General features: G+C 72.8%; 28 protein-coding genes and 1 pseudogene. 12 read left to right on the forward strand and 17 right to left on the reverse strand.

Annotation, left to right across the window (positions count from 1 at the left end; translation table 11 throughout):
* The 7 genes and pseudogenes from ACH4ZA_RS31690 to ACH4ZA_RS31720 form a co-directional block, all read right to left on the reverse strand.
* Positions 1-295, reverse strand: a pseudogene (locus ACH4ZA_RS31690) (ABC transporter permease); the annotation flags it as partial.
* Positions 292-1377, reverse strand: coding sequence for a glycine betaine/L-proline ABC transporter ATP-binding protein (locus ACH4ZA_RS31695; protein ID WP_398432674.1), 1086 nt, complete (start codon positions 1375-1377; stop codon positions 292-294). The pseudogene ACH4ZA_RS31690 and the gene ACH4ZA_RS31695, both read right to left, overlap by 4 nt.
* 474 nt (positions 1378-1851) lie before the next feature.
* On the reverse strand, positions 1852-2484 hold the full coding sequence (locus ACH4ZA_RS31700; protein ID WP_398432675.1) for an MBL fold metallo-hydrolase: 633 nt from the start codon (positions 2482-2484) through the stop codon (positions 1852-1854).
* A complete protein-coding gene (locus tag ACH4ZA_RS31705; protein ID WP_398432676.1) occupies positions 2484-3569 on the reverse strand; it encodes an S-(hydroxymethyl)mycothiol dehydrogenase in 1086 nt (361 codons plus the stop codon). The genes ACH4ZA_RS31700 and ACH4ZA_RS31705 overlap by 1 nt, the downstream gene beginning before the upstream one ends.
* 247 nt (positions 3570-3816) lie before the next feature.
* A complete protein-coding gene (locus ACH4ZA_RS31710) occupies positions 3817-4260 on the reverse strand; it encodes a DUF3618 domain-containing protein (RefSeq protein WP_398432677.1) in 444 nt (147 codons plus the stop codon).
* The gene (locus ACH4ZA_RS31715; RefSeq protein WP_398432678.1) at positions 4257-4700 is read right to left on the reverse strand and encodes a phage holin family protein; all 444 of its coding nucleotides are present in this window, start codon (positions 4698-4700) and stop codon (positions 4257-4259) included. The genes ACH4ZA_RS31710 and ACH4ZA_RS31715 overlap by 4 nt, the downstream gene beginning before the upstream one ends.
* A gap of 116 nt (positions 4701-4816) precedes the next feature.
* Positions 4817-5137 carry an alpha-amylase gene (locus tag ACH4ZA_RS31720; RefSeq protein ID WP_398432679.1) on the reverse strand — a complete coding sequence of 107 codons (321 nt, stop codon included), beginning with the start codon at positions 5135-5137 and terminating at the stop codon, positions 4817-4819.
* A 231-nt stretch (positions 5138-5368) separates the two neighbouring features.
* Between ACH4ZA_RS31720 and ACH4ZA_RS31725 the strand changes: the two genes are divergently transcribed.
* Entirely contained in the window at positions 5369-5857 is a 489-nt protein-coding gene (locus ACH4ZA_RS31725; protein WP_398432680.1) for an excalibur calcium-binding protein, read from the forward strand.
* A 70-nt stretch (positions 5858-5927) separates the two neighbouring features.
* On the opposite strand, the gene ppk2 is transcribed toward ACH4ZA_RS31725, so the two are convergent.
* Positions 5928-6890 (reverse strand): polyphosphate kinase 2, encoded by a 963-nt coding sequence (gene ppk2, locus ACH4ZA_RS31730; RefSeq protein WP_398432681.1) that lies wholly within the window; start codon positions 6888-6890, stop codon positions 5928-5930.
* A gap of 166 nt (positions 6891-7056) precedes the next feature.
* On the opposite strand from ppk2, the gene ACH4ZA_RS31735 reads away from it, so the two are divergent.
* The 5 genes from ACH4ZA_RS31735 to ACH4ZA_RS31755 all read left to right on the forward strand — a co-directional run bounded on the left by ACH4ZA_RS31735 (position 7057) and on the right by ACH4ZA_RS31755 (position 12156).
* Positions 7057-7542 carry an MSMEG_6728 family protein gene (locus tag ACH4ZA_RS31735; protein WP_398432682.1) on the forward strand — a complete coding sequence of 162 codons (486 nt, stop codon included), beginning with the start codon at positions 7057-7059 and terminating at the stop codon, positions 7540-7542.
* Between the two features lie 101 nt (positions 7543-7643).
* On the forward strand, positions 7644-8783 hold the full coding sequence (locus ACH4ZA_RS31740) for a YihY/virulence factor BrkB family protein (RefSeq protein ID WP_398432683.1): 1140 nt from the start codon (positions 7644-7646) through the stop codon (positions 8781-8783).
* Positions 8784-8966: 183 nt separating this feature from the next.
* Positions 8967-10079: a sugar ABC transporter substrate-binding protein gene (locus tag ACH4ZA_RS31745; RefSeq protein WP_398432684.1), complete on the forward strand. Its 1113-nt coding sequence runs from the start codon at positions 8967-8969 to the stop codon at positions 10077-10079.
* A 32-nt stretch (positions 10080-10111) separates the two neighbouring features.
* The gene (locus ACH4ZA_RS31750; protein WP_351680174.1) at positions 10112-10891 is read left to right on the forward strand and encodes an ATP-binding cassette domain-containing protein; all 780 of its coding nucleotides are present in this window, start codon (positions 10112-10114) and stop codon (positions 10889-10891) included.
* Positions 10882-12156, forward strand: a complete 1275-nt coding sequence (locus ACH4ZA_RS31755; protein ID WP_398432768.1) for a sugar ABC transporter permease — start codon at positions 10882-10884, stop codon at positions 12154-12156. The genes ACH4ZA_RS31750 and ACH4ZA_RS31755 overlap by 10 nt, the downstream gene beginning before the upstream one ends.
* A 134-nt stretch (positions 12157-12290) precedes the next feature.
* Here the strand turns inward: ACH4ZA_RS31755 and ACH4ZA_RS31760 are convergent, their stop codons facing one another.
* Together ACH4ZA_RS31760 and ACH4ZA_RS31765 are read right to left on the reverse strand one after the other, a co-directional pair.
* Positions 12291-12701 carry a RidA family protein gene (locus ACH4ZA_RS31760; protein ID WP_398432685.1) on the reverse strand — a complete coding sequence of 137 codons (411 nt, stop codon included), beginning with the start codon at positions 12699-12701 and terminating at the stop codon, positions 12291-12293.
* Positions 12702-12804: 103 nt separating this feature from the next.
* Entirely contained in the window at positions 12805-15678 is a 2874-nt protein-coding gene (locus tag ACH4ZA_RS31765; protein WP_398432686.1) for an ATP-binding protein, read from the reverse strand.
* A 310-nt stretch (positions 15679-15988) separates the two neighbouring features.
* Between ACH4ZA_RS31765 and ACH4ZA_RS31770 the strand changes: the two genes are divergently transcribed.
* Together ACH4ZA_RS31770 and ACH4ZA_RS31775 are read left to right on the forward strand one after the other, a co-directional pair.
* On the forward strand, positions 15989-16498 hold the full coding sequence (locus tag ACH4ZA_RS31770; protein WP_398432687.1) for a pyridoxamine 5'-phosphate oxidase family protein: 510 nt from the start codon (positions 15989-15991) through the stop codon (positions 16496-16498).
* Between the two features lie 85 nt (positions 16499-16583).
* Positions 16584-17057 (forward strand): iron chaperone, encoded by a 474-nt coding sequence (locus ACH4ZA_RS31775; protein WP_398432688.1) that lies wholly within the window; start codon positions 16584-16586, stop codon positions 17055-17057.
* 100 nt (positions 17058-17157) lie between these two features.
* On the opposite strand, the gene ACH4ZA_RS31780 is transcribed toward ACH4ZA_RS31775, so the two are convergent.
* Entirely contained in the window at positions 17158-18024 is an 867-nt protein-coding gene (locus tag ACH4ZA_RS31780; RefSeq protein WP_398432689.1) for a helix-turn-helix domain-containing protein, read from the reverse strand.
* Between the two features lie 190 nt (positions 18025-18214).
* Between ACH4ZA_RS31780 and ACH4ZA_RS31785 the strand changes: the two genes are divergently transcribed.
* Entirely contained in the window at positions 18215-18373 is a 159-nt protein-coding gene (locus ACH4ZA_RS31785) for a hypothetical protein (RefSeq protein WP_398432690.1), read from the forward strand.
* A gap of 239 nt (positions 18374-18612) precedes the next feature.
* On the forward strand, positions 18613-18948 hold the full coding sequence (locus ACH4ZA_RS31790) for a hypothetical protein (RefSeq protein ID WP_398432691.1): 336 nt from the start codon (positions 18613-18615) through the stop codon (positions 18946-18948).
* 49 nt (positions 18949-18997) lie between these two features.
* On the opposite strand, the gene ACH4ZA_RS31795 is transcribed toward ACH4ZA_RS31790, so the two are convergent.
* The 6 genes from ACH4ZA_RS31795 to ACH4ZA_RS31820 all read right to left on the reverse strand — a co-directional run bounded on the left by ACH4ZA_RS31795 (position 18998) and on the right by ACH4ZA_RS31820 (position 22388).
* The gene (locus ACH4ZA_RS31795; protein WP_398432692.1) at positions 18998-19855 is read right to left on the reverse strand and encodes a DMT family transporter; all 858 of its coding nucleotides are present in this window, start codon (positions 19853-19855) and stop codon (positions 18998-19000) included.
* 114 nt (positions 19856-19969) lie between these two features.
* Positions 19970-20113: a hypothetical protein gene (locus ACH4ZA_RS31800; RefSeq protein ID WP_199863867.1), complete on the reverse strand. Its 144-nt coding sequence runs from the start codon at positions 20111-20113 to the stop codon at positions 19970-19972.
* A 91-nt stretch (positions 20114-20204) separates the two neighbouring features.
* A complete protein-coding gene (locus ACH4ZA_RS31805) occupies positions 20205-20681 on the reverse strand; it encodes a cell envelope biogenesis protein OmpA (RefSeq protein WP_398432693.1) in 477 nt (158 codons plus the stop codon).
* 154 nt (positions 20682-20835) lie between these two features.
* On the reverse strand, positions 20836-21012 hold the full coding sequence (locus ACH4ZA_RS31810) for a hypothetical protein (protein ID WP_319187706.1): 177 nt from the start codon (positions 21010-21012) through the stop codon (positions 20836-20838).
* A 172-nt stretch (positions 21013-21184) separates the two neighbouring features.
* The gene (locus ACH4ZA_RS31815) at positions 21185-21877 is read right to left on the reverse strand and encodes an alpha/beta hydrolase (RefSeq protein WP_398432694.1); all 693 of its coding nucleotides are present in this window, start codon (positions 21875-21877) and stop codon (positions 21185-21187) included.
* 142 nt (positions 21878-22019) lie between these two features.
* Positions 22020-22388, reverse strand: coding sequence for an ANTAR domain-containing protein (locus tag ACH4ZA_RS31820; RefSeq protein ID WP_398432695.1), 369 nt, complete (start codon positions 22386-22388; stop codon positions 22020-22022).
* 273 nt (positions 22389-22661) lie between these two features.
* On the opposite strand from ACH4ZA_RS31820, the gene ACH4ZA_RS31825 reads away from it, so the two are divergent.
* Positions 22662-22802, forward strand: coding sequence for a hypothetical protein (locus tag ACH4ZA_RS31825; RefSeq protein WP_398432696.1), 141 nt, complete (start codon positions 22662-22664; stop codon positions 22800-22802).
* Entirely contained in the window at positions 22799-23620 is an 822-nt protein-coding gene (locus tag ACH4ZA_RS31830; RefSeq protein WP_398432697.1) for a helix-turn-helix transcriptional regulator, read from the forward strand. The genes ACH4ZA_RS31825 and ACH4ZA_RS31830 overlap by 4 nt, the downstream gene beginning before the upstream one ends.
* The last annotated feature ends 27 nt before the right edge of the window (positions 23621-23647 follow it).

A 23647-nucleotide genomic window follows, 5' to 3' on the forward strand; every position in this document is an offset into this window, starting at 1 on the left:
CCAGACGGATCTCGTTGAAGAAGTACAAGAACAGCGGATTGGAGTTGCGGTTCGCGCCGATCGAGTCGTTGACGTCGTTGAACCACCGGTGCAGACCCGTCAGATCCGCCGCACCGAGCGCAAGAGTCTGCCTGCCGCGCAACACCGCGAACAGCACCAGCCACAGCACCACGATCGCGGCGATCACCGCGGAGCGGCTGATCCGGCGGGGTTCCGCGGCCGGGGCCGGCTCCTGGGCGGGCCGGGTCTCCTCCGGCCCGCCCGACGGCTCGGTCTTCTCCACGGCGACGGTCATCGGGCGCCGCCTTCCTGCCCGGCGACCACCGCGAGGATCTCCTCGTCGCCGACCATCCCGAGCAGCTTGCCGTCCTCGACCACCTTCACCGGCCTGTCCGCCGCGAGGACCGCCCGGGTCGCCTCCTTCACCACCACGTCCGGACCCAGCTCCGGCCCGTCCAGAGCGTCACCGTCCACCGCCGGCCGCATGATCCACCGCAACGTCAGCACATCCGCACGCGGCACGTCCCTGACGAACTCACGCACATAATCATCCGCCGGAGCACCCACCAGCTCATCACCCGTGCCGCACTGCACCATCTTCCCGTCACGCATGATCAGGATCCGGTCACCCAGCTTGAGCGCCTCCGAAAGATCATGAGTGATGAACACCATCGTCTTGCCCACCTCATGATGCAGACGGATCACCTCGTTCTGCATGTCACGACGGATCAACGGATCCAGCGCCGAGAACGGCTCGTCGAAGAACAGCACATCCGGATCACCCGCCAACGCACGCGCCAACCCCACCCGCTGCTGCATCCCCCCGGACAACTGATCAGGATAGGACTTCTCATAACCCGCCAGACCCACCAGCTCCACGACCTCCTGAGCCCGCCTGACCCGCTCCGCCCGACCCACCCCCCGGATCTCCAGCCCGAAAGCCACGTTGTCCACCACCCGACGATGCGGCAGCAACCCGAAATGCTGGAACACCATCGAGAACTTACGCCGACGCAACTCCCGCAGACGCCCCGCATCGGCCCGACGGATGTCCTCCCCCTCGAACACCACCTCACCCGCCGTCGGCTCGATCAACCGCGTCAGACACCGCACCAGCGTGGACTTGCCCGAACCCGACAACCCCATCACCACGAACACCTCACCCGGCGAGACGTCGAAATGCACATCCCGCACCGCCGCAGTGCACCCGGTGCGATCCATCAACTCCCGACGACCCAGCCCGCACAACTCCTGCGAACCCGGCACCCGATCGGCCCTCGGCCCGAACACCTTCCACAGACCCCGCACGGAAATGACCGGCATGGGACCCTCATCACGGAACGCGCCGCGCCGCGACGCCTCGGTCTGGGTGGTCATGATCGACCTTCCTTCGACGTTCAACCGCAAAACCAGCGCTGCGGCCGGGGTTGGATGTTCTGCCAGATGTGCTTGGGCTCGCGGTACTCGTTCAAGCCGGTCGGTCCCAACTCCCGGCCCACACCCGAACGCCCGAAACCACCCCGCTTCGTTGCGCATCGCGCATCCAATTGCTTGTGATGGAACACCTTGTCGGCTGACCAGACGCCCGTCAAGACATTGGCGGATGACGATTTCGGTCCGCGAGCGACCGGGGGCCACCCTCGCCCGGACGGGTCACGCGAGGCCCATGACGAGCCGCGCCGGGATGCAGGGGGGCAGGCCGGGGCGTTCTCGCCCCCGGTCGGCGTGAGGGACGGCGCGAGGCGGACGAGGCCGTCGAGGACGGCCCCGGCACCGCCCGCCCGGGCCACACGAGCGCGCCCGCCCGGCCGTGCCGTCGGACCATGAGCGCGCGCGTCGTGCAGACGAAGGTCAGAAGCCCCGGTCGATCCACTCCTGCAGATGCGGGGCCTCCGCCGCGACGGTGGTCGTGTCCCCGTGACCGGTGTGCACGGTCGTGTCACCCGGCAGGGTCAGCAGGCGGTCCCGGATGGAGTCGACGATGGTCGGGAAGTCGCTGTACGACCTTCCGGTCGCTCCGGGGCCGCCGGCGAAGAGCGTGTCCCCGCTGAAGAGGGCCCGCAGCGCGGGCGCGTGGAGGCAGACCGCCCCCGGGGCGTGGCCCGGGGTGTGCAGCACGGTCAGCTCGACGCCGCCCACAGTGAGAACCTGGCCGTCGGCCAGCTCACCGTCGGGCGCCCGGTCGGGGTGGGTCTGCTTCCACAGCGGCAGGTCGTCGCCGTGCAGCAGGATCGGAGCGCCGGTGCGGTCCGCGAGCGCGGGCGCGGCGTCGATGTGGTCGTTGTGCGCATGGGTGCACACGATGGCCAGCAGGGTGCGCCCGCCGAGGGCGTCGGCGATGGCCTCGGCGTCGTGCGCCGCGTCGATGACCACCGCCTCCTCGGCATTGCCGACGATCCACACATTGTTGTCCACGTCCCAGACCCCGCCGTCCAGCGAGAACGTTCCCGACGTGACGAGCCGCTCGACGATGACGCCGGCCATCAGAACGTCACCACCGAACGCAGCACGTCGCCGCGGTGCATCCGCTCGAAGGCCTTCTCGACCTCGTCCAGGGCGATGGTCTCGGTGACGAAGGCGTCCAGGTCCAGACGGCCCTGGAGGTAGAGGTCGATGAGCATCGGGAAGTCCCGGCTGGGCAGGCAGTCGCCGTACCAGGAGGACTTCAGGGCGCCGCCGCGGCCGAAGACGTCCAGCAGCGGCAGTTCCAGCTTCATCTCGGGCGTCGGCACGCCGACGAGTACGACCGTGCCGGCCAGATCGCGGGCGTGGAACGCCTGCACGTACGTCTCCGGGCGGCCCACGGCCTCGATCACCACGTCCGCGCCGAAGCCGCCGGTCAGCTCGCGGATCGCCTCGACCGGGTCGGCCTCCCGGGCGTTCACGGTGTGGGTCGCGCCGAGCTTGCGCGCGGTCTCCAGCTTGAGGTCGTCGATGTCCACCGCGACGATCCTGGACGCGCCCGCCAGATTCGACCCGACGACCGCCGCCGCTCCCACGCCGCCGCATCCGATGACCGCCACACTGTCACCGCGCCCGACCTGTCCGGTGTTGATGGCCGCACCGATGCCCGCCATCACGCCGCAGCCGAGCAGTCCGGCAGCGGCGGCGGATGCGGCCCGGTCGACCTTGGTGCACTGTCCGGCCGCCACCAGCGTCTTCTCCGCGAACGCACCGATGCCGAGGGCCGGTGAGAGCTCGGTGCCGTCCAGGAGGGTCATCCGCTGCTTCGCGTTGTGGGTGGCGAAGCAGTACCAGGGCCGGCCGCGCAGACAGGCCCGGCACTGCCCGCACACGGCACGCCAGTTGAGGATGACGAAGTCACCGGGGGCGACGTCGGTGACGCCCTCCCCCACGGACTCCACCACTCCGGCGGCCTCGTGGCCGAGCAGGAAGGGGAAGTCGTCGTTGATGCCGCCCTCGCGGTAGTGCAGATCGGTGTGGCAGACCCCGCAGGCCTCGACCTTCACCAGCGCCTCACCCGGACCCGGGTCCGGCACCACGATCGTTTCCAGGCTGACGGGGGCGCCCTTGCCCCGCGCTACGACGGCACGGACCTGGTGTGTCATGACCACTCCTCAACTGAGACGAGCACTGCGACGACTGCGACGACTGCGGGAACCCATGAGCGCCTGCGGGAACAGTGGCCGATGTTGCTTATCGCGGCACACAACTCATGGAACGCAACAAGCATCATGGAGAGCCGACCGGTGGTCAAGGAGTCGGCGCGCTGCGGAAGCCGTCGAGGGGCGCCCGCGGACAGCAAAGGGCGCCGCCCGCTCGGTGAGCATGGCGGCGCCCCGGGCGCGGTCCGGGCTACTTCCGGCCGCGCCGTACGAGCAGGAAGACGAGGGTGGCCGCCGCAGCGAACCCGACGACCGCCGTGCGGTGGTCGCGGACCCGCTCGGGCGCCTTGTCCTGCCACACCCGTTCGGCCTGTTCCGCTCTGCTCCTGACCTGCCCCGCAGCCGCGGCCGCCTTGTCCTTCACCGGAGCGGGCACCTTCTCCTCCAGGGCGTGGGCCGCATCGGCCGCCTTCGCGCCGGCCTGCTCCGACAGGTGTGTCGCCTTCGCGCCGGCGTGCTCCTTCAGTTCGACGGCGTGCCCCTTCAGCTCGGCGGCCTTCTCCTGCGCGCGGGCCTTCACATCCGCCTTCGCGGCCAGCGACTCGACCGTCGCGCCGAGCTCGTGGCGTGTCCGCTCGACCCGGTGGCGCAGTTCATCGGGGCCCGTGGGCTCGTTCTGGGAGGGCTGGGTCATCGTCGTGCACTCTCCTTGATCTCCGACACATCGGCCTTCACGCTTTCCACGGCACGCTCGGGCACCGGCGGCGCGGCCCGGCCGACCTGCTTCTTGCCGGTCAGCGCCAGCACCGCGGTGATCACCGCCAGCACGCCCGTGACGATCAGAGCGGCGGCCCACACAGGGAGCGCCACGGCGAGCCCGGCGATCGCGGCGGCGATCAACGCCTGCAGGGTGAGGACGCCGAAGAGCCCGGCCCCGCCGAAGAGCCCGCCGCCCTTGCCGTACCGCTTTCCCTTCTCGACCATCTCCGCCTGCGCGAGCCGCATCTCGCCACGCACCAGGTCGCTCAGCTGTTGCGAGGCGCGTTGCACCAGCGCACCGACCGACTCCCCGCCGTCCTCGGCGCTTCGAGCGCCGTGGCCGTCGGCCCTGCCGTACCGGCCCGTCTCGGCCATCGTCATCACCCCTTTTCATCATGCGGTGCCCGCCGAGTACCCGCCGACCGGCGAGAAAGGCATACGGACTGCGACGCGCGCACGGACCGCGCGTACGGGCCGGGCCGGTCACCGTGTCAGGGGGCGGCGACCACGCACAGGCGCACTCCGGTGACGTAGTTCAGCTGCGGTCCGTATCCGGCGAAGGTCGCCTGGCCGCCGGGTGCGACGCGACGGCAGGGCGCCGGTTGCCCGTCGAGGTAGTCGACGGTGACGTCCTGGGCGGTGCCGCAGTCGTTGACGACCGTGGTGTACCGCCAGTCCGAGCGGTGGTGCACGCAGTCGGGCGCGGGCTCCGGAGCGGTGTCCGCGGCCCGGCCGGCGCCGGCGCCGGGGAGGAGGAGCCAGGCGAGTGCGGTCACGGCGAGGACGCCCGCGCGCAGCGGAGGACGAGTCATGGCATGCCCCTTGAGGGTCGGGAGGAGCTGGAGGACCTGGACGGGCGTCATCCTCACGGCCCCGACGACTCTTGCGCAAAATGATGCAAGAGATTTCAGACGTGGTTCAGGATTCGACTTCAAGGCTGTCCACCGCGCCGGCGGCACCCGGTTGGCCCCTCGCCTCGCGCGGTGGCGCGGGTCGTTGCCTAGCGTCGAGGCGAAGGCCACCTCGGCCGGGAGGAGACGCCCATGCCACGCCGCGCCATCGTCGCAGGCATAGCCGCCGCGATCCTGTCCGTCGCTCTGCCGAGCGGCGTCGCCCACGCCCAGGATCTCGATTGCAGCGACTTCACCTTCCAGGAGGACGCCCAGGCCGTCTTCGACCAGGACCCCAGCGACCCCAACCGGCTCGACGAGGACCGGGGGGCGGACGACGGGATCGCCTGCGAGGCCCTGCCCCGCCGGACGCTGCCCACCCTGGTCCCCGCGACGAGCAGCCCGCCGCCGCGGTCGCTCAGCCCGGCACCGGTCGTGAGCAGCCCCGCCCCGGTCGTGAGCAGCTCCGCGCCCGCATCGAGCAGCCCGGCGCCGCTGCCCACCCTGGGCGTCCGGGGCGGCGCCGGCGGCGCCGTCACCGCAGGTCCGTCCGGCTGGGACGTCGGCATCGGCGCGACCCTGACCACGGCGGGCCTGCTGGCCGCGGCCGGCTGCGTACGGCGTCGCCGACGCCGTCTCTGACCGGGATCTCCCCCGCGCGACGAGGGTCGCCGGTCGTCCGAAATCGGCCGGGCCGGCCGGGTCGGCAAGCTCAGACCGTGCCGCCGGGATGCCGTCCGGGACCCTCGGTATGCGAGGTGAGCGGAGTCGGCGAGAGGACGGTGTCCTCCTCGCCCGGCTCCAGAAGGGTGGCCGCCGCGCCGACGACGAGCGGATCCGGGCGGCCGACCGCGTCGGCGTCCTTGGCCGCGTAGTCGACGCGGTGCAGGAGACTGCGCATGGCTTCCAGCCGCCCGCGCCGCTTGTCGTTGCTCTTGACCACCGTCCAGGGCGCGTGGTCTGTGTCGGTGGCGCGGAACATCTCGACCTTGGCGGTGGTGTACTCGTCCCAGCGGTCGAGGGAGTCGAGGTCCGTGGGCGACAGCTTCCACTGGCGCACCGGGTCGACCTGGCGGATCGCGAACCGTGTCCGCTGCTCGGCCCGTGACACCGAGAACCAGAACTTCACCAGGACGATGCCGTCCTCGACCAGCATGTCCTCGAAGAGCGGGCACTGCTTGAGGAACAGTTCGTGCTCGCGTGGGGTGCAGAACCCCATGACCCGTTCGACGCCGGCCCGGTTGTACCAGGAGCGGTCGAAGAAGACGATCTCACCCGGTCCGGGGAGGTGGTCGACGTACCGCTGGAAGTACCACTGCCCCTTCTCGCGCTCCGTGGGCTTGGACAGCGCCACGATGCGGGCGCCCCGGGGGTTGAGCCGCTCGGTGAAGCGCTGGATGGTGCCGCCCTTGCCCGCCGCGTCCCGCCCTTCGCAGATCACGACCAGCCGTCCGCCGGTGTCCTTGATCCAGCGCTGCAGTTTCAGCATCTCGATCTGCAGGACGCGCTTGGTGCGCTCGTACTCCCTGCGCCTGATCTTCTGGTCGTAGGGATAGTTCTCGCGCCACGTCGTGATGGGCCGGCCCGCGTCGTCGAGCAGCACCGGCTGTTCCGGCCGGCGGTCGTCCACTGTCAGCCCGTCGAGCAGCCGGGCCTCGGCCTCGTCACGATCCATGCGGTCCGCGCCTCCCTGATGTGCGTCATGGTCACCGTCGGCTTCCCCTGCGACGCCGGCGACATGTGGGTTCCGTGCCGGCGTCCGCCCGAAACACGCGGACCGTGCCTGCCCCTGCGCCCGCCCTGCGTGCCGGTCTCGACAGTGGGGGTACGCGGAACGGACCATGCAGACCTTCCTGCCGTATCCGGATTTCACCGCATCGGCCGCCGCCCTGGATGTGCGGCGACTGGGCAAACAGCGCGTGGAGGCCCTTCAGGTGCTGCGCGGCCTGACCGTCGCGGGCTACGGGTGGCGCCACCATCCGGCGGTGCGCATGTGGACCGGTTACGAGGAGGCCCTGGTGCGCTACGGCCTCGAGATCTGTGACGTCTGGACGGCGACCGGCCGTGCGGACACCTGCGCCGCGTCGCTGGTGGCCGGACTCGGCGGCCGACGGCCCCGCGTCCGGACCCAGGAGGAGCTCGCCGAGGCGGGCGAACTGCCGCCCTGGCTGGGCGACGACCCGTTCCACCGCAGTCACCGGTCGGCGCTCGTGCGCAAGGACCCGGCGTTCTACACGGCAAGGTTCCCGGACGTGCCCGACGATCTGCCGTACGTATGGCCCGCCTCGGACCGCGACGGCGAACGTCCGGAGCAGTGGCGGGCGTGATCCGGCTCGGACCCACGTCGCCGGTATCGCCCGGCCGACAGTGAAGTCCGATATGTTCCATATGTGCGCATAGGTCGTATGTCGGCGGATACCCGAGCCGCATGGAACGGACACGGAAGTGGCACGGACGGCACAACGGACATGGCACGGCCGCCCCGGAGGCGGAGCACGACCGGGGGCGCGACGCGGGGCCAAAGAAGTGGACGGAAGAACGAGCACCCACCACGGCTCCGGACGAGCGGGCGGAGGAACGGGCACCCGCCGCGGGCCCGGACGAGCAGGTGGAGGAGCGGGCCCCGGACAGTCCGGCGAAACTTCCCGGCCACTCCTGGAAAGCCGTGCTCAAGGGCACGGTCAAGGAGTTCAAGAAGGACGAGCTGACCGACCGGGCGGCGGCGCTGACCTACTACGGGATCCTGGCCCTGTTCCCGGCGCTGCTCGCACTCGTGTCCCTGCTGGGCATCGTCGGCCGGTCGGCGACGCAGCAGGTGCTGGACAACATCCAGAAGCTCGCCCCCGGGCCCGCGCAGGACATCCTGCGCAACGCCGTGCGCCAGATGCAGGGCGGCAGCGGGCTGGGCTCGGTCATGGCGATCGTGGGTCTGGTGCTCGCGGTGTGGTCCGCGTCCGGCTACGTCGCCGCGTTCATCCGCAGCGCGAACGCGGTCTACGACGTCCCCGAGGGCCGGCCGGTCTGGAAGGTGCTGCCCGTCCGGGTCGGCGTCACCGTGGTCCTCATGGTGATGGCGGTGATCAGCGCGTTGATCGTGGTGTTCACCGGCGGCCTCGCCCGGCAGGCGGGCACCGCGCTCGGGGTGGGCGACGCCGGACTGACGGCGTGGTCGATCGCCAAATGGCCGGTACTGGTGGTCCTGGTCACGATCATGATCGCGCTGCTGTACTGGGCGACCCCGAACGCGAAGGTCCGCGGCTTCCGCTGGATCACGCCGGGGAGCTTCCTCGCGCTGCTGATCTGGATGATCGCCTCCGCCGGATTCGCGCTCTACGTGGCGAACTTCGCGTCGTACAACAAGACGTACGGCACGCTCGCGGGCGTGATCGTCTTCCTGGTGTGGCTGTGGATCACCAACCTGGCGATCCTGCTCGGCCTGGAGTTCGACGCGGAACTGGTGCGCCAGCGCGCCGTCGCGGGGGGCCACCCCGCCGACCAGGAGCCGTACGTCCAGCCGCGCGACACCCGCAAGTGGGACGAGGAGGATCATCGCCGCCTCGGCTCCTGACGTGCGGGCGCGGCCGGCCCCGGCGGAGCACTCCCAGGTCGGCCTCGGCAGCCGGTCGCGGCAGGCCGGTCGCGATAGGCCGTTCGCCGCCCGGAACGGGACAGGGCGGCGGACGTGACTACGCTTGGCATGAGTCGCCCATCGGGGGATAAAATCTGACAAAAATTCTGTAAGGAACCGAAGATGGGTCCTCGTGTCAGCCTTCCGGCCGGGAAGGGCCGGTCCCTCGTCCGTGCGTTCATGGCGCTCACGGTCGCCGCCGTCCTGACCCTCTCCGTGGCCTGCGCCGAAGAGAGCGGGAGCGGCCACCGGGAGGACAACCCCACGGTCGGCCTGCTCCTCCCGGGCGGCGGGGCCTCCCGCTTCGGCCAGTTCGACCGGCCCCTGATCGAGAAGAAGCTGAAGGAGCTGTGCCCGCACTGCCCGATCACCGTCGCCGCCACGCCCGACCCCGCGGTCCAGCGGCAGCAGCTGGAATCCATGATCACGAGGGGGGTGGACGTGCTGATCGTCGCCGCCGTCGACCCCGAGTTGCTGCGCCCGTCGGTCGAGGACGCGCACCGGGCCGACATCCCGGTCATCGCGTATGACCGGCTCGCGCAGGGCCCCATCGACGGTTACGTGACCTTCGACGGCGCGAAGGTCGGCAAGCTCCAGGGCGAGGGGCTGCTGAAGGGCATGGGCGCGAAGGCGGACGGCGGGCAGATCGTCATGATGAACGGCGCCACGACCGACCCCAACGCCGCCTGGTTCAAGCGGGGAGCCCTCTCCGTCCTCCAGGGCAAGGTGAAGGTCGGCAAGTCGTACGACGTCGTCGGCTGGCGGCCGGAGAACGCCTTCGTCGACATGCGGAGCGCCGTCTCCGCCCTGGGCGGCGACCGCATCGACGGCGTGCTGGCCGCCAACGACAGCCTCGCCGGCGCCGTGATCTCCGCCCTGCGCGCCGCCGAGGTGCGTCCGCTGCCGCCGATCACCGGCCAGGACGCCGACCTCGTGGCCGTGCGCCGCATCGTCCGGGGCGACCAGTACATGACCGTCTACAAGCCCTTCAAGCCGGCCGCCGACGCGGCGGTCGAGATGGCCGTAGCCGTGGGACGCGGCGATTCGGTCGGATCCATCGCCACCGGCACCGTCAGCAACGCCACCACGAAGAACATCCCGGCGGTCCTGCTCCCCTCCGTCTCCGTCACCGTCGACACCATCGAGGAGACTCTGGTAAAGGATGGTGTGTACACCATCGCCCAGATATGTCCGCCGAGTCTCCGGACCGCCTGCGCCGAAGCCGGACTCATCTGACACGCATGGCCGGAACCGACAGGAGGTGGCCCGTGGCGGTTCAGCCCTTGCTGGCGCTGCGCGGCGTCTCCAAGCGGTTCGCCGCCGTCCAGGCTCTGGTGGACGTGGAGCTCGAGATCAGGGGCGGAGAAGTGGTCGCCCTGGTGGGCGACAACGCCGCCGGCAAGTCCACGCTCGTCAAGGTGATCTCCGGCGTCGGACCCGCCGACCGGGGCGTCATCGAGTGGCGCGGGGCTCCCATACAGATCAGGCGCCCCCAGGACGCCCAGCTGCTGGGCATCGCGACCGTCTACCAGGACCTCGCGATGTGCGACAACCTCGATGTCGTCGGCAATCTCTTCCTAGGGCGGGAGATCCACCGGCTCGGCGTCCTCGACGAGGTCGAGATGGAGCGCCGCACCCGCGATCTGCTGCACACCCTGTCCATCCGCATCCCGGACGTGCGGGTGCCGGTCGCCGCCCTGTCCGGCGGTCAGCGGCAGGTCGTCGCCATCACCCGTTCACTCCTCGGGGAACCGAGACTCCTCCTGCTGGACGAGCCCACCGCCTCCCTGGGCGTGGAGCAGACGAGTCAGCTCCTGGACCTCATCGAGCGGCTTCGCGACCGCGGGCTCGGGGTGCTCCTCATCAGCCACAACATGGGCGACATCAAGGCCGTCGCCGACCGGATCGCCGTCCTGCGGCTCGGACGCAACAACGGCGTGTTCGACGTGAACACCGCCTCCCAGGAGCAGATCATCGCCTCCATCACCGGCGCGTCGGACAACGCCGTCGGCCACCGCTCGACCCGGGCCGAGGAGACCTGGCCGTGACGGGGAGGGAAAACGGGGCGCGCGCCGAGGAGGACGCGCCCGACGCCGGTCGGCTGCGCGACCGGCCACGGCCGGGCGTCGGCAGCCTCCGCAAGTGCGCCGACGCGGTGACCCGCCGGCTGCACGCACACGATCTCGGCCCGGTCCCCGTCCTGCTCGCTCTCGCGGTGACCTGGACGATCTTCCAGATCCTCGACCCCGCCTTCCTCTCGCCGCGCAACCTGTCCGTGCTCAGCGTCGACATCGTCGGCACCGGCATGATCGCCGTCGGCATCGTCTTCGTGCTGCTGATCGGCGAGATCGACCTGTCGGTGGGCTCGCTCGCCGGCCTCGCCGGCGCCGTGTTCGCGGCGCTCAACGTGAACCTCGGGATGCCGGAATGGCTCGCGGTGATCATCGCGGTGCTCTGCGGCGCGGCCGCCGGGGCGGTGCACGGGTTCTCCTTCGCCCGGATCGGCGTTCCCGCGTTCGTCGTCACCCTCGCCGGCCTGCTCGCCTGGAACGGCGTGATGCTCTACCTGCTGGGGACGGAGACGGCGATCAACTTCAGCGAGACCGGTCTCGTGGCGACGCTGACCAGCCGCTACTTCAGCTCCGCCGTCGTCACCTACGGCCTCGCAACGCTCGCCCCGCTGGCCTGGCTCCTCGCCTCCCTGCGGGAGCGCAGACGCCGCGAAGCCGCCGGGATGCCCTTCCGGCCGGTGGGCGGGATCTGGGCGCGCGCGGCCCTGCTCGCGATCGTCGCGTTCACCGCCGTCCTGGTCCTCAACCGGTTCGAGGGACTGCCGCTCGCCCTGCTGATCTTCCTCGCGGTCGTCGTCGCCTCCGACCTGTTCCTGCGCCGAACGCCGTACGGCCGGCAGATCCTCGCCCTGGGCGGCGGCGTGGAGGCGGCCCGGCGATCCGGCCTCGACGTGACGCGCGTGCGGATCGCGGTGTTCGTGGTGTCGGGGACGCTGGCGGCGGTCGGCGGCCTGTTCGTCGCGTCGCGGCTCACCTCGGCGAGCCAGGTGCCGGGCTCCGGCATGCTGCTGATCAACGCCATCGCCGCGGCCGTCGTCGGCGGCACCAGCCTGTTCGGGGGGCGCGGTTCGCCCTGGTCGGCGCTGCTGGGCGTGCTCATGATCCAGTCGATCGCCTCCGGCATGGCACTCCTGGGAGTCGAACCCCCGGTGCAGTTCATGGTCACCGGCGGGGTGCTGTACGCCGCCGTGGTCCTCGACTCGTTGGCCCGCCGCGCCGCGCACGCACGGGGACGCCCCTGACGGGGCGCCCTGCCGGGCGCGGCACGCCGCCGCGGCATCACGCTCCGCGGGTTCTCGGTCCGCGGGTTCTCGAGCACATCCGTGTGCCACGGTTCCCCCGGCGGGCCCGCCCGCCCGCCGTCGCCCGTAAGAGCTCAGGCGTCGAGCACTGCGGCGACCGCCTCGATCTCGACGAGCTGGTCGGCGTAGCCGAGCACGGTGACGCCCATCAGGGTGCTGGGGACGTCGTGTTCGGCGAACGCGTCGCGGACCACCTCCCAGGCCTTCACCAGGTCCTCCTGCCGGCTCGACGCCACGAGCACCCGCGTGCTGATGACGTCGTGGAGCGACGCGCCCGCGGCGGCGAGCGCCGTCCGCATGTTCTCGACGGCCTTGCGGGCCTGGCCGACGTAGTCCCCGACGGCCGCCGTGGAGCCGTCCTCGTTCAGGGGGCACGCGCCGGCGAGGAAGATCAGACGGGACTCGGCGGGCGCCGTGGCCGCGTACGCGTACTCGGCGACGTCGGACAGGGCGGCGGAGCGGATCAGGGTGACGGCACGAGGCACGGTTCTGCGGGTCCTTTCCCGGGGGGCGAAGAGCCCGGACATCCTCGCAAGAGTCCCGGTCCGCCGCCTCTTCTTTTCGAACGGCGGTACCTGGCACCGGTGTTCAGCCGATGCGCGGTGCGAGGCCGAGACCGAGACCGGCGAGCGCCGCCTCGCCCGCGGCCGCGTGAGCGCCCCCGGCGAGCAGCAGGGTCCGGGCCGCCTGGTAGCGGCACCCCGCCGCCTCGAACGCGGCGGCGGCGGTCAGCGCTCGCGCCTCCTCGCCGTCCAAAAGCGCTTCGGACCGGTCCAGTTGGGCGGTGGCGACGGGGTTGCCGTCGACCATGACGCGGGCGGCCCCGATCCGCTCACGGGCATCCGGGTGCCCGGCCAGCGCCGACGCCTCCGCCCGTACCGTCGCGTACCAGTGCAGCCAGACCCAGGTGACCCACTTCCACACCCGGTCCGGCGGCGGCGCCACCCGCTCCAGCGCCGCCTCGGCGTCCCCCCGGTGGAGCGACACCGTCGCGTCGAAGACCGCGCCGTAGCCGTGGCGGTGCTCGGACTCGTGGCCGGCCTCGTCGACGATCGCGAGCCACTCCGCCCTGGCCTCGTCGTCGCCGCGCAGCCCGTGGACCATCGCGACGGACGCGGCGGCCGGGCCGAGCGAGAACGACCGCTGCCGGCCGCCCCGCTCCCACGCGTCGAGGAAGCGCGCGCCGCCCGCGAGCACGTCGTCGGCGGCGCCCGCGAAGGCGTCCGCGACCAGCAGCCAGGAGACGGCGTGATGACCGGCCTCGGCCAGCAGCGGGTGACCGGCGAGCTGCCGGCCCCACCGCCGGGCCCGCGTCAGCTCGCCCACCCCGAGCGCGGTCGCGGACGCCATGGCGAGGGCGTCCATGCGCTCGTGCGCGGCGGCAGGCGTGCGCGGCGCCGCGGCCAGCACGTCGATGCGGCGGCGGGCGGCGTCCGCCGCCCCGAACGGCCGGCCCGCCCAGCTGTGGGCGCCGGAGAGCGCGTCGAGGGCCGCGGACTCGGCCACCGGGTCGCCCGCAAGCCGCGCCAGTTCCACGGCCCGCTCGGCGTATCCGACCGTCTCGTGTGCGGTGTTGTCGGTGTCACCCTGGACCGCACCGAAGGCATCCGCCACCACCGCGGCCTCGGCCAGCGCCACCGCCGCCCCGGCCGCCGGGCCCTTGTCGCGGGACAGTTCGCGCGCCGCCGTGAGCAGGCCTTTCGCCTCCTGCGCGGTGGGGACCCGTTCGAACGTGCTGGAGAAGCGGTACGCGACGGTGGCGGCGGCCGCCAGGTCACGGCCCGCCGCCTCGGTGTCGCCGGCCCGGCGGGCCGCGTCCGCGGCCGCACGGTGCAGGCGGAACATGTCGTCGCCGAGCCGGCGGCAGCCGGCCACCCCGGCGGCCCGGCGCAGCGCGGCGGCGGCGCCGGCCGGATCGCCGGCGGCTTCGGCGAGCGCGGCCGCCTGCTCGAAGCGCTGCTGGGCCTCGCCGACCAGGGTGCGGGCGAAGGCCAGTCCGGCCAGGGACCGCGCGAGGCGGCAGGCGTCCTCGCCCCGCTCCGGGCGCTCGGCGGCCCAGGCCAGGGCGGTGCGCAGGTCGTCGGCCGTCGCGTCGAACCGCGTCCAGCGGCCCTCGTCCACGAACTCCGCCCGGACGTCCGCAGGGTGGGCCGCATGGCGGGCCTCGGGGGCGGCCTCGTGGTGGGCGTCCTCGAGGACGGACGCGGCGGTCAGGCACCAGCCGAGGTGGCGGGAGCGGACGTCCGCCGCTTCGTCGGCGTCGGCCAGCCGCCGGTTCCCGTACTGGCGGACGGTCTCCAGCGCCCGGTAGCGGAAGCCAGTCGGCGTCGTCGTGGCGGTCAGCAGACTCTGCTCGGCGAGTCTTGCGAGCCCGTCGGGGACCGCGGCCGGGTCGAGCGGTGCGAAGGCCGCCACCGCGGCCGCCGCGTCGGTCGTGAACGGTGCCGCGAACACCGAGATCCGGCGCAGCAGCGCCCGGTCCCGCGGCTCGAGCAGGTCGTGGCTCCAGTCCAGCGCCGCCCCCACCGAGCGGTGCCGGTCGTGCGCGCGCGGCCGTCCGGCCAGCAGGCGCAACTGGTCGGTGAGACCGGCCGTGAGGCCCTCCAGCCCCAGGGCGGGATACCGCGCAGCCGCCAGCTCGATGGCGAGCGCCATTCCGTCGAGGCCCGCGCACAGGACCGCGACGCCCTCGCGTGCCGCCGCGTCCGGAGCGCGGCCGGCCGCCGCCGCCCGCTCGACGAACAGCGCGACGGCCTCCGAGTCCTCACCGTCCGTCCAGGACAGCGGCGGCACCTCGAAGGCCCACTCGAACGGCACCAGCATCCGGGCGCGGCTGGTCGCGAGCACCTGCACTCCCGGGCAGGCCGTCAGCAGCCGCTCCAGGAACGGGGCCACGCCCTCGATGATCTGCTCACAGTTGTCCAGCACCAGCAGGGTCCGATGGTCGGCCAGCGCGGCGAGCACCGTCTCGTCGACGCCGCGACCCGGCTGCTCGCCCGTGCCCGTCGTCGCCGCGATCGCCGCGCCCACCCGCCCCGGATCGGTGACCGGGGCCAGGTCCACGAACCACACCCCGTCGGGGAACTCGCCTGCCGTCTGCTCCGCGACGGCCAGCGCGAGCCGTGTCTTGCCCACCCCGCCCGGACCGACCGCGGTCACCAGCCGGCGTGTCTTCACGGCTTCGGCGAGGTCGGCGCGCTCCCGCGTCCGGCCCACGAACGCCGTCAGCGGCGTCGGCAGCGCCCGCGCCGGGCGTGGCTGCCCGGCGCGGGCGAGGTCGGCCGCACGCCGGGCCAGGGTGCGCCGGTCCGGCGCCCCGAGCTTGCGCAGCAGCGCCGAGACATGGGACTCCACCGTGCGTACCGAGATGAACAACTGCGCGGAGATCTCCGCGTTGCTGAGGTGCTCGCCGAGCAGCGCGAGCACTTCTGCTTCCCGGGCCGAGATCACTGGAGTGGACACCGGGACATTATCCGTGGCCGTCGCCCCGAGGGCCCGGGCGGTGCGGGTCCTCTCCGGCGGCCCCTCCGGCGCTGCTCTCCTCCGGTGTCCCCCTGCGGTGTTCCTCCGTCATCCTCTCGGACGGTGCTCCGCGTGGTCCTCGCCGAGTGCCGCACTCAGTCCTCTTGGCGGTGCCTTCCGTGGTGCTTTCCGTGGTGAGCACGGAGGCGGTCGGCAGTGTGCCCGGGAGAGGCTGTGACCACGGCGTACGAGCCCCGGCAGGGACACCACGGCGCCGCTCGTGACCACACCACCGACCGCAGGAGCGACCATGACCGGATCGTCCGCACCGGCGTCCGAGCCGACCACGGACCCGCGGCCCGAGCCCACCGACGCCGGCCCCCGCCCCCGCGCGGTGCGCCGTCGGGACGCCGAGCACCGGCTCGCCCACGACGTCGACGTCTGGGTGGCCAGCGCCTCTGCCGACGGCACGCCCCACCTCGTGCCGCTCTCCTTCGACTGGGACGGCCGCACGCTGCTCATGGCGACCCCGGCGGACAGCCCGACCGGCCGGAACCTGGCGGCTTCCGGGACCGCCCGGCTGGCCCTCGGACTCACCCGGGACGTCTGCATGATCGAGGGCGAGGCCGAGGTCCTCGGCATCGACGCCCTGCCGCCGCGACCGGGCGACCGGTTCGCCGAACGCACCGGCTTCGACCCGCGCACACTCACCACGCCGTACCGCTGGTTCCGCGTCACCCCGCGCCGCATCCAGAGCTGGCGCGAGGCGGACGAGCTGACCGGCCGCGAACTCATGCGCGACGGCCGCTGGCTGGTCTGACCCACGCCGGGCCGCCGGTTCGGACGGACCTCAAGCCCCCATCCCTGCATCCGATCTGATGGACCATCAACCAAGGAGCCCGACCATGACGGACACCCGGCAGCCCGCCGCCGGCCACGCCGCACCCGAGAAGTTCGACGGGTTCACGGCCGAGGAGCGCGCCGCGATGAAGGAACACGCCCGGGACCTCAGGACGACCGCACGCCGCAGCCCGCGCACCGCCAGGGCGGACGGCGAGAAGGACGTGCTGGCGAAGATCGCCGACATGACGGAAGCCGACCGCGTCCTCGCCGAGGGACTGCACCGGATCGTCACGGCAACGGCGCCGGACCTGGCTCCCAAGCTCTGGTACGGGATGCCCGCCTACGCCGGGAACGGCAAGGTGGTGTGCTTCTTCCAGAGCGCGCAGAAGTTCAAGACCCGGTACGCCACCCTCGGCTTCAGCGACCAGGCGGACCTCGACGACGGCGTCATGTGGCCCACGACGTACGCCCTGACGAAGCTGGACGCAGCCACCGAGACCCGCATCACCGAGCTCGTCGCGAGGGCGGCGGGCTGAGACGGCGGGTGGAGCATCCGGGCTGAGGCACCGGGGTGAAGCGGCGGCTGGAGAGGCGGTGGGCGCCGGGGCGGTCACCGCGCCCCGGCGGGCCGGCGGTTCAGCCCCCTTCGCGTTCCACGGGGAGCCACAGCTCGGCGTCGGCCTCGGCCCCGTCCTGTGACAGACGCGTGCGCAGGATCTCGGGGCCGGGACGGCTGCGGTACGGGTTGGCGGGGAACCACTCGGTGAACACGTCCCGCCACAGGACCTGGATGGCCTCCGGCGCCGGCCCGGAGGCGGTGAAGACCGCCCATGTGCCGGCCGGAACATCCAGGCGGGCCGCCCACTCGGGGGCTGTCGCGGACGTGATCACCCCGTGGAAGTAGTCGAGTTCGGTGCCCTCGGCGCGGCTCGGGTCCAGATCGTCGCAGACCGAGACGACACCGCGCGGCTCCTGATCCGAGAGACCCCGCAGGTCCTCCAGGGCGCCCTGGTCGATCCCTCGCACGAGGTCGATGATCGCCTGGTTGGGCCCCAAGTGCACCAACGGGACCCGGGCCTTGAACCCGACGACGGTGAAGTCCGGCCTGTCCACCACGCGATAGCGCATGCTGCTGCTCCCTTCGACGGTGAGACGGAAGGTCAACCGGGGCTGGGAGACGAGCGCCGCGCCGGTGCGCCGGGCCTCGCCCGGGCCGACACCGTGCACGGCACGGAACGCCCGCGCGAACGCCTCACCCGACCCGTAGCCGTAGCGGACCGCGATCTCCAGCAGCGGCTCGCGCCCCGCGAGCACGTCGGCGCCCGCGACCGTCAGTCGACGACGCCTGACGTACTCCGACAACGGCATGCCCGCCAGCGCGGAGAACATCCGGCGCAGGTGGTACTCCGAGGTGGCCGCGGTGCGCGCCAGCACCGCTACGTCGACGACCTGGTCGAGATGGCCCTCGATGTGGTCCATGGCCTGGTTGAGCCGCTCCAGCACGCCAGGTCCCCTTCCTTTTCGTGATCACCACGCTAGGCGCGCCGCACACCGGCGGACCCGACATCCTGTGCCCGATCGGATCGGGTGCACGGGCGCCTGAGATGTGGATCACATTTCGGCCGGCGATGTCACACTCGGGCCCGCTCGCGCCCTCTCAGTTCGCAATGCATCCGCGAAGGTGGGCCCGAGAATGCACGACCCCCTGCCCGGCTCGCCGCTGGACTCCGAGCCGGTGGGCCCCGAGCCGGTGGGCCCCGAGCCGGTGGGCCCCGAGCCGGTGGACGCCGGTGTGACGCAGGCGTTCCACGACCACCGTGAGCTGCTGTTCTGGTGCTGGTCACCGCGCTGACGCTGGACGCGGGCCGGTGGATGCGGTGGCCCGGCCGCCTGTTCCGGCGTCACGACCCTGCGCCGCCGTCCTCGCCGGGCGAGCCCGCACGCGAGCCGCTGCTCCGGGGCACGCGACGCTGACGGTCCCGCCGACCGGGCGCTGACGGGTCGGCGCGGGACCGGGCGCCCGGGGCCGCTTCCTCTGAGGCTCCTCAAGTCGCTTGGCAGGAACGGGAGACGGCGACCACGATGATCGACATGACGGGACTCACGGGACTCAGCAGGAAGCACGACGTCGTACCGCTCATCCGGGACTCGGACCTGGTGGCGGCCGCCCTTCGGCAGGCGCTCGCCGAGGCCTCGCCACAGGAGCGCCCCGGCCTGGAACGCGCAGCCGCCCTGGTCGAGTCCACGGCCGCCGCCACCGACGGTCAACTGCGGGCCCGATGGGTCCGCGCCCGGCTCGCCTCTGCCGACTTCACCGGCGACCTCGCCTCGGTCGCGGCGCTGAAGGCGCTGCGCAAGACGGAACCGGACCTGAGCCTGCTGGCCGCCGTGCGTCTGCAGAAGGACGCGTTGGCGTTCCCCGAATGAACGGGAGGCGCCCGGACCCGGCGTGACAGCCTCGCCCGTGCGGGGCTGCTCACCGTGCGGCGTCGGGCGGGCGGGGGACCACGCGGGCCAGGCGGAGGACGCCCCAGAGGAGGACGAGGGCGCCGAACGCCTGGGGAAGCAGCCACCAGCCGGCGCGGATCCGCTCGCCGAACAGGGCGACGCCCAGCAGGAGGCTCGCCGAGGCGTCCCCGATCGTCAGCGCGGGCTGGGAAGCGGTGAGGGGCCCTGCCTGGAGCGCGTTCTCCAGGAGGAGGACGGAGGCGATTCCGGTGAGGGCGAAGCCGTAGGTCTGCCAGGCGCCGAAGAACGCGGGCAGGCCGTCGTCGGCGAGACGGCCCGTCGCCGACTTCAGCAGGGCGGCGGTCAGGGCGTTGCCGACCGCCGCGGCCGAGGCGAGCGCGGCGGCCCGGAACAGCCGGGAGGACGAGGAGCGGGCGAGGAGGACCGCGCCGGCCATCGCTGCCAGGGTGATCGCCAGGACCGGGATCCACCGGACCATCGCCGCCTGCTGGCGCGTGCCCGAAGGAGCCGCCGCGACCAGCAGGAGGGCGAGTCCGCCCACCACCGCCCCGACCGCCGTCCAGCCCTCGGCCGACAGCCGCCGGTGCAGCAGGGGGACCGCCACCAGCAGCGCGAAGGGGAGTTCGAGGATGAACACGGGCTGGACCAGCGCCATGGGCCCATTGACGAGCGCCAGCGCCTGGAAGAGCGCCGCGCCGGCCACGCCGGCGATGCCGATCGCCCACGCCGGCCGCCGTACGAGGGCCAGCAGAAGCCGTAGCCCGCCGCCCTGGTCCACGGTGGACGCCGCCTTGCGCTGGAACGCCGTGCCCACCGCGTTGCTGGCGGCCCCGAGGACGGCGAAGAGCACGGCGAGCTCGATCATGGCTCCACCATGCCCTGCGGGTGCCCTCCGTTCGGCGCGGCGCGACCGCGGCGGGCCTCGGCGCTCGCCCTCGGTGCGCGCAGCGTCGCCGCCGGCCCGGTCCTTGAGGAGGCGTCAGCGGCGGGTGCGCAGCCGGGCGAGCAGGCCGCGCGCCTGGGCGCGACGGCGCGGGTCGGCCGCGGCACGCCGTGCCTGCTCGATCGTGCGCTGCCCCTGAGGGCTTCGGGCGAACGTCTTGATGCGCTGGATGAGGCTCATCGCTCTGCTCCCGTCGGGTCCGTCGACGTCGTTCGTCTTCTCGGCTCTGTCCTACCCCCGAACGGGTCGAACAGGCCGGTCGGTCGCCGGTTCAGGCACACCGGGCCGCCGGCGCCGCCCGGAGACCGCGCGTCGTCTGGCCGACCGCGGTGCGGGCGGGCACGGCCGTCGTCCGTGCGGCCGCGGTCGGGGTGCGGGCCGGCCGGACCCGGTGGGTCGTCTTCGCCGGATCCGCGACGGGCTCGCCGAGCGTGATGCGTCCGGCCTCGTGCAGCGCGTCGCATTCGGCGCGGGACAGGGCGACATAGCAGCCTCCCCGGCCGCTCCCCGCGTCCAGCGGCCGCCAGTAGCCGTAAATGCGCCGGCCGTTCGCGTGTTCGGTGACGAAGACGGGGGTGCGCGGGTCGGAGACGATGCGCAGGATGTCGGCGCCGGCGCGGCTCAGCGGCTCCGCGGGGCGGGCGGGAGCCTTCCGCACGACGGAGCCTGCACCGCGCTCGTCCGGGACGTCCGGGAGGGGCAGCCGTCGTGCCGCGGCGGGCCGGCGATTGGCGGTGGTCGGCATCATCGGTGACCTTTCCTGGGCGGGGACTGGAGACCGCCTACCCGGCCGAGCCGGAGTTGATCTCTCTCCGGAGGCATCCTTCATCACACCACTGACAACGGGCCGTCCCGCAAGTGCCCACGTCTGTCGGGTGTCTGACGGATCCTCACCGGGTCGGTCAGGAGAAGAACGACCGCTGTGCGGGCAGGCCCGGCGTGAAGGAGGACGGCGCGCTCATGACCCGGTCCAGTTCGCGGCGGATGCGTTCGGCCTCGCCGCGCACCTGCGCGGGCACATCACCTCGTTCGCTGACGAGGCGGTGGTAGATCGGGGTGTCGTCGAAGACGGGGGTCACCGAGGAGGCTCTTCTTTCGGGTCGAACCGGCGCTTACGGGCAATCGCCTGACGGCCCGGCAGCGGAACCGCCGAACGGCGACATCATCGTATTGTCCCCGATGCGACGCGGTGCGCGCGACGCGGGGCCCTGCGGAGCGTGGTGCGGCACCGGGTGCCGCACGCCCTGGGCGTCACCAGCGCAGGGGGTTCTCCGCCGCGCAGGCCCGGCCCGCCAGGCCTTCCAGGGAGTCAGCCGCCGACTGCGCCCGCAGCAGCTGCGCGACGAACGCAGCCGTGGCGCGGTGCCAGTCGGCGCCCCGCCGGAGCATCGCGTGGTCGCCCCCGCGCACGAGGACGAGACCGGCCTGCGCGCCCGTCCGCCGGGCCCGCCGCACGTACTCCGCGGACGCCCCGGGGTCGGTGACCCGGTCGCGGTCGCCGTGCAGGACGACGATCCGTGTGCCGGCGAGGTGGGCGACGGGTTCGCCGGGCGGGCACCACGGGGCCAGCGCCAGCACGCCGTGCACCGCCGGGTCGGCGGCCGCGCGCAGCGCCGCCCGGCCCCCCATCGAGTGGCCGACCAGGATCACGGGCACCTCGCCTGCGAGGCGTCGCAGTTCGTCGAGGGCGCGTGCGGCGTCGTCCACCGGGTCGGCGGTGGCGTTCCAGCCCTGGTAGCGGTAGCGCACCTCGCCGACGAGGACGTCCCGGCGGTCCGTCGACGCGACCGCGGCCCGCAGGACGGGCCGCATGCGCAGAGCGGCCGGGTGCCAGGCCCTCGACGTCCTGCGGCTGTGCTCGCGACCGCCGTGCAGCACCAGGACCGCGGCCCCGGCCGACACCGTCGGCCGGCGCCGCACCACGAGCGCGCCGCCGGCCGACACGACCGTTCCTTCTTCGCCCACTGTCCCGTCGCCTCCGCAGCTCGCCCCGGTCCGCCGCGGTCGACCCGGACATCTGCCGGCCAGGTCCTGGCGGACACGGCCGAGGATGTCAGAGACGGCCCGGCTCCGCAGCGGCGAGGGCTCACCCCCGGCCGAAGGAGGGCTGCTCGGCCGCGCGTTCCCGGGCCGCCTCCGCGGGGCTGCCGCCGGCCCCGGCCCGCTCCCGGGTGCGGACCACCGCGGCGCGCATCACGGGGCGGATCTCGTCGGGCAGGCGGCCGCTCTCCACCCAGCGCAGCACCAGTCGGGCGACCTCGCGCACCTTGATGTTGGTGTGCTGGGAGACCTCCCTCAGCACGTCCCAGCTCTCCTGCGCCGGAAGCCGGCTCACCGCCGCGATCACACCGATCGCCTGGTCGATGACGGCGTGCGAGGTCAGGGCATTGCGAAGCTGCTCCACTTCCTGCTCGAGTGCGGCCACTCTCCGGACGAGTTCGTCGTTCTCCGACATGCGAGGTCGCTCTTCCTCCTCAGCCCCCGTCAGACGCCTGTGCGCAGACGGAAGGCCTGCGCCGTGGGACGTCCGCGAGCGTGACGTCGTCACCAGCCTGGGGGCCCGGCCCCCTCCCGCACGATCCCGTAAACGAACGGCATCGGCGACGGCAGTCCGCACAACGAAAAAACACACCCTCCACGCGTTGCCCACAGGCATCCGCAAGCCTACGCGGGGCAGACGTGGTGGGGGTGCGGGGCAGATCGCTCGGCGGCGAGGAGTTCGGAGCGCATGCACACGCTCACATTCGACAGTGACGACCTGGAGCTGACGGAGGACTTCCTCAGCCGTGCCTACGCCAGCATGCGCATCGGCAGCAGCACACCGGACACCAGCAGGGCGCGGATGAGCCGCGGCGACCTGGTCCGGTGACCGTCGACGAACTCGACCTCGACTTCGAGATGAGCTACGCCGTCACACCCCTCGGCCGGATCTGTCTGTGCGTCGTGCACGAGGGCACGATCCGCGACCACGTCTACCCGGGGGTGGAGGACTCCTTCGGCCCCGGCGACGTGGTCTCCTTCGCGCCGCCGACGCAGTCCTACGCGGGCCGCATCTGCCGTGCCCGCTACAACATCACGATGCTCGACCCCGATCTGCTCGCCCAGGTGGCCGCTCCCGCGGGCACCGCGGCCACCGGGCCCGTGCAGCTGACCGGGCACCGGCCGCACTCCCCCGAGGCGGGCAGGCGCCTGCGGGACACGATCTCCTACCTGCGCGATCACATCCTGGCCGACCCGACGCTCGCCGAGCAGCCGCTGATCGCGTCGACGGCCTCCCAGCACCTGGCCGCGAGCGTGCTCGCCGCGTTCCCCAACACGGCGCTGACCGACCCCACGGCCGCCGACCGGCGCGACGCGCGTCCGGACATGCTTCGCCGCGCGCTGGCGTACATCGACGACCACGCAGACCAGCCGGTCACCGTCGCCGACATCGCCGAGGCGGCGCACGTCACGGTCCGCGCGCTCCAGTACGCCTTCCGGCGTCACCTCGACAGCACCCCGCTGGAGTACGTGCGCGGCGTTCGACTGTCCCACGCCCACCGGGACCTGCTGGCCGCCGCCCCGCAGGACGGGGCGACGGTCACCGCGATCGCGGCCCGCTGGGGCTTCCACCACCCGGGCCGCTTCGCCGCGCTCTACCGCGAGACCTATCGGCGCAGCCCGGGGCAGACCCTCCAGGGCGGCTGACCGGTCCGGCCCGTCGTGCGCCCGTCG

This window comes from Streptomyces sp. NPDC020597 (genome assembly GCF_044335095.1).
In the GTDB taxonomy this organism is placed as follows: Bacteria; Actinomycetota; Actinomycetes; order Streptomycetales; family Streptomycetaceae; genus Streptomyces.

Coding starts and splice junctions, on each gene's coding strand:
- ACH4ZA_RS31695 (WP_398432674.1), bottom strand. CDS start 1,377: ATGACCACCCAGACCGAGGCGTCGCGGCGCGGCGCGTTCCGTGATGAG.
- ACH4ZA_RS31700 (WP_398432675.1), bottom strand. CDS start 2,484: ATGGCCGGCGTCATCGTCGAGCGGCTCGTCACGTCGGGAACGTTCTCG.
- ACH4ZA_RS31705 (WP_398432676.1), bottom strand. CDS start 3,569: ATGACACACCAGGTCCGTGCCGTCGTAGCGCGGGGCAAGGGCGCCCCC.
- ACH4ZA_RS31710 (WP_398432677.1), bottom strand. CDS start 4,260: ATGACCCAGCCCTCCCAGAACGAGCCCACGGGCCCCGATGAACTGCGC.
- ACH4ZA_RS31715 (WP_398432678.1), bottom strand. CDS start 4,700: ATGGCCGAGACGGGCCGGTACGGCAGGGCCGACGGCCACGGCGCTCGA.
- ACH4ZA_RS31720 (WP_398432679.1), bottom strand. CDS start 5,137: ATGACTCGTCCTCCGCTGCGCGCGGGCGTCCTCGCCGTGACCGCACTC.
- ACH4ZA_RS31725 (WP_398432680.1), top strand. CDS start 5,369: ATGCCACGCCGCGCCATCGTCGCAGGCATAGCCGCCGCGATCCTGTCC.
- ppk2 (WP_398432681.1), bottom strand. CDS start 6,890: ATGGATCGTGACGAGGCCGAGGCCCGGCTGCTCGACGGGCTGACAGTG.
- ACH4ZA_RS31735 (WP_398432682.1), top strand. CDS start 7,057: ATGCAGACCTTCCTGCCGTATCCGGATTTCACCGCATCGGCCGCCGCC.
- ACH4ZA_RS31740 (WP_398432683.1), top strand. CDS start 7,644: ATGGAACGGACACGGAAGTGGCACGGACGGCACAACGGACATGGCACG.
- ACH4ZA_RS31745 (WP_398432684.1), top strand. CDS start 8,967: ATGGGTCCTCGTGTCAGCCTTCCGGCCGGGAAGGGCCGGTCCCTCGTC.
- ACH4ZA_RS31770 (WP_398432687.1), top strand. CDS start 15,989: ATGACCGGATCGTCCGCACCGGCGTCCGAGCCGACCACGGACCCGCGG.
- ACH4ZA_RS31775 (WP_398432688.1), top strand. CDS start 16,584: ATGACGGACACCCGGCAGCCCGCCGCCGGCCACGCCGCACCCGAGAAG.
- ACH4ZA_RS31785 (WP_398432690.1), top strand. CDS start 18,215: ATGCACGACCCCCTGCCCGGCTCGCCGCTGGACTCCGAGCCGGTGGGC.
- ACH4ZA_RS31790 (WP_398432691.1), top strand. CDS start 18,613: ATGACGGGACTCACGGGACTCAGCAGGAAGCACGACGTCGTACCGCTC.
- ACH4ZA_RS31795 (WP_398432692.1), bottom strand. CDS start 19,855: ATGATCGAGCTCGCCGTGCTCTTCGCCGTCCTCGGGGCCGCCAGCAAC.
- ACH4ZA_RS31800 (WP_199863867.1), bottom strand. CDS start 20,113: ATGAGCCTCATCCAGCGCATCAAGACGTTCGCCCGAAGCCCTCAGGGG.
- ACH4ZA_RS31805 (WP_398432693.1), bottom strand. CDS start 20,681: ATGATGCCGACCACCGCCAATCGCCGGCCCGCCGCGGCACGACGGCTG.
- ACH4ZA_RS31820 (WP_398432695.1), bottom strand. CDS start 22,388: ATGTCGGAGAACGACGAACTCGTCCGGAGAGTGGCCGCACTCGAGCAG.
- ACH4ZA_RS31825 (WP_398432696.1), top strand. CDS start 22,662: ATGCACACGCTCACATTCGACAGTGACGACCTGGAGCTGACGGAGGAC.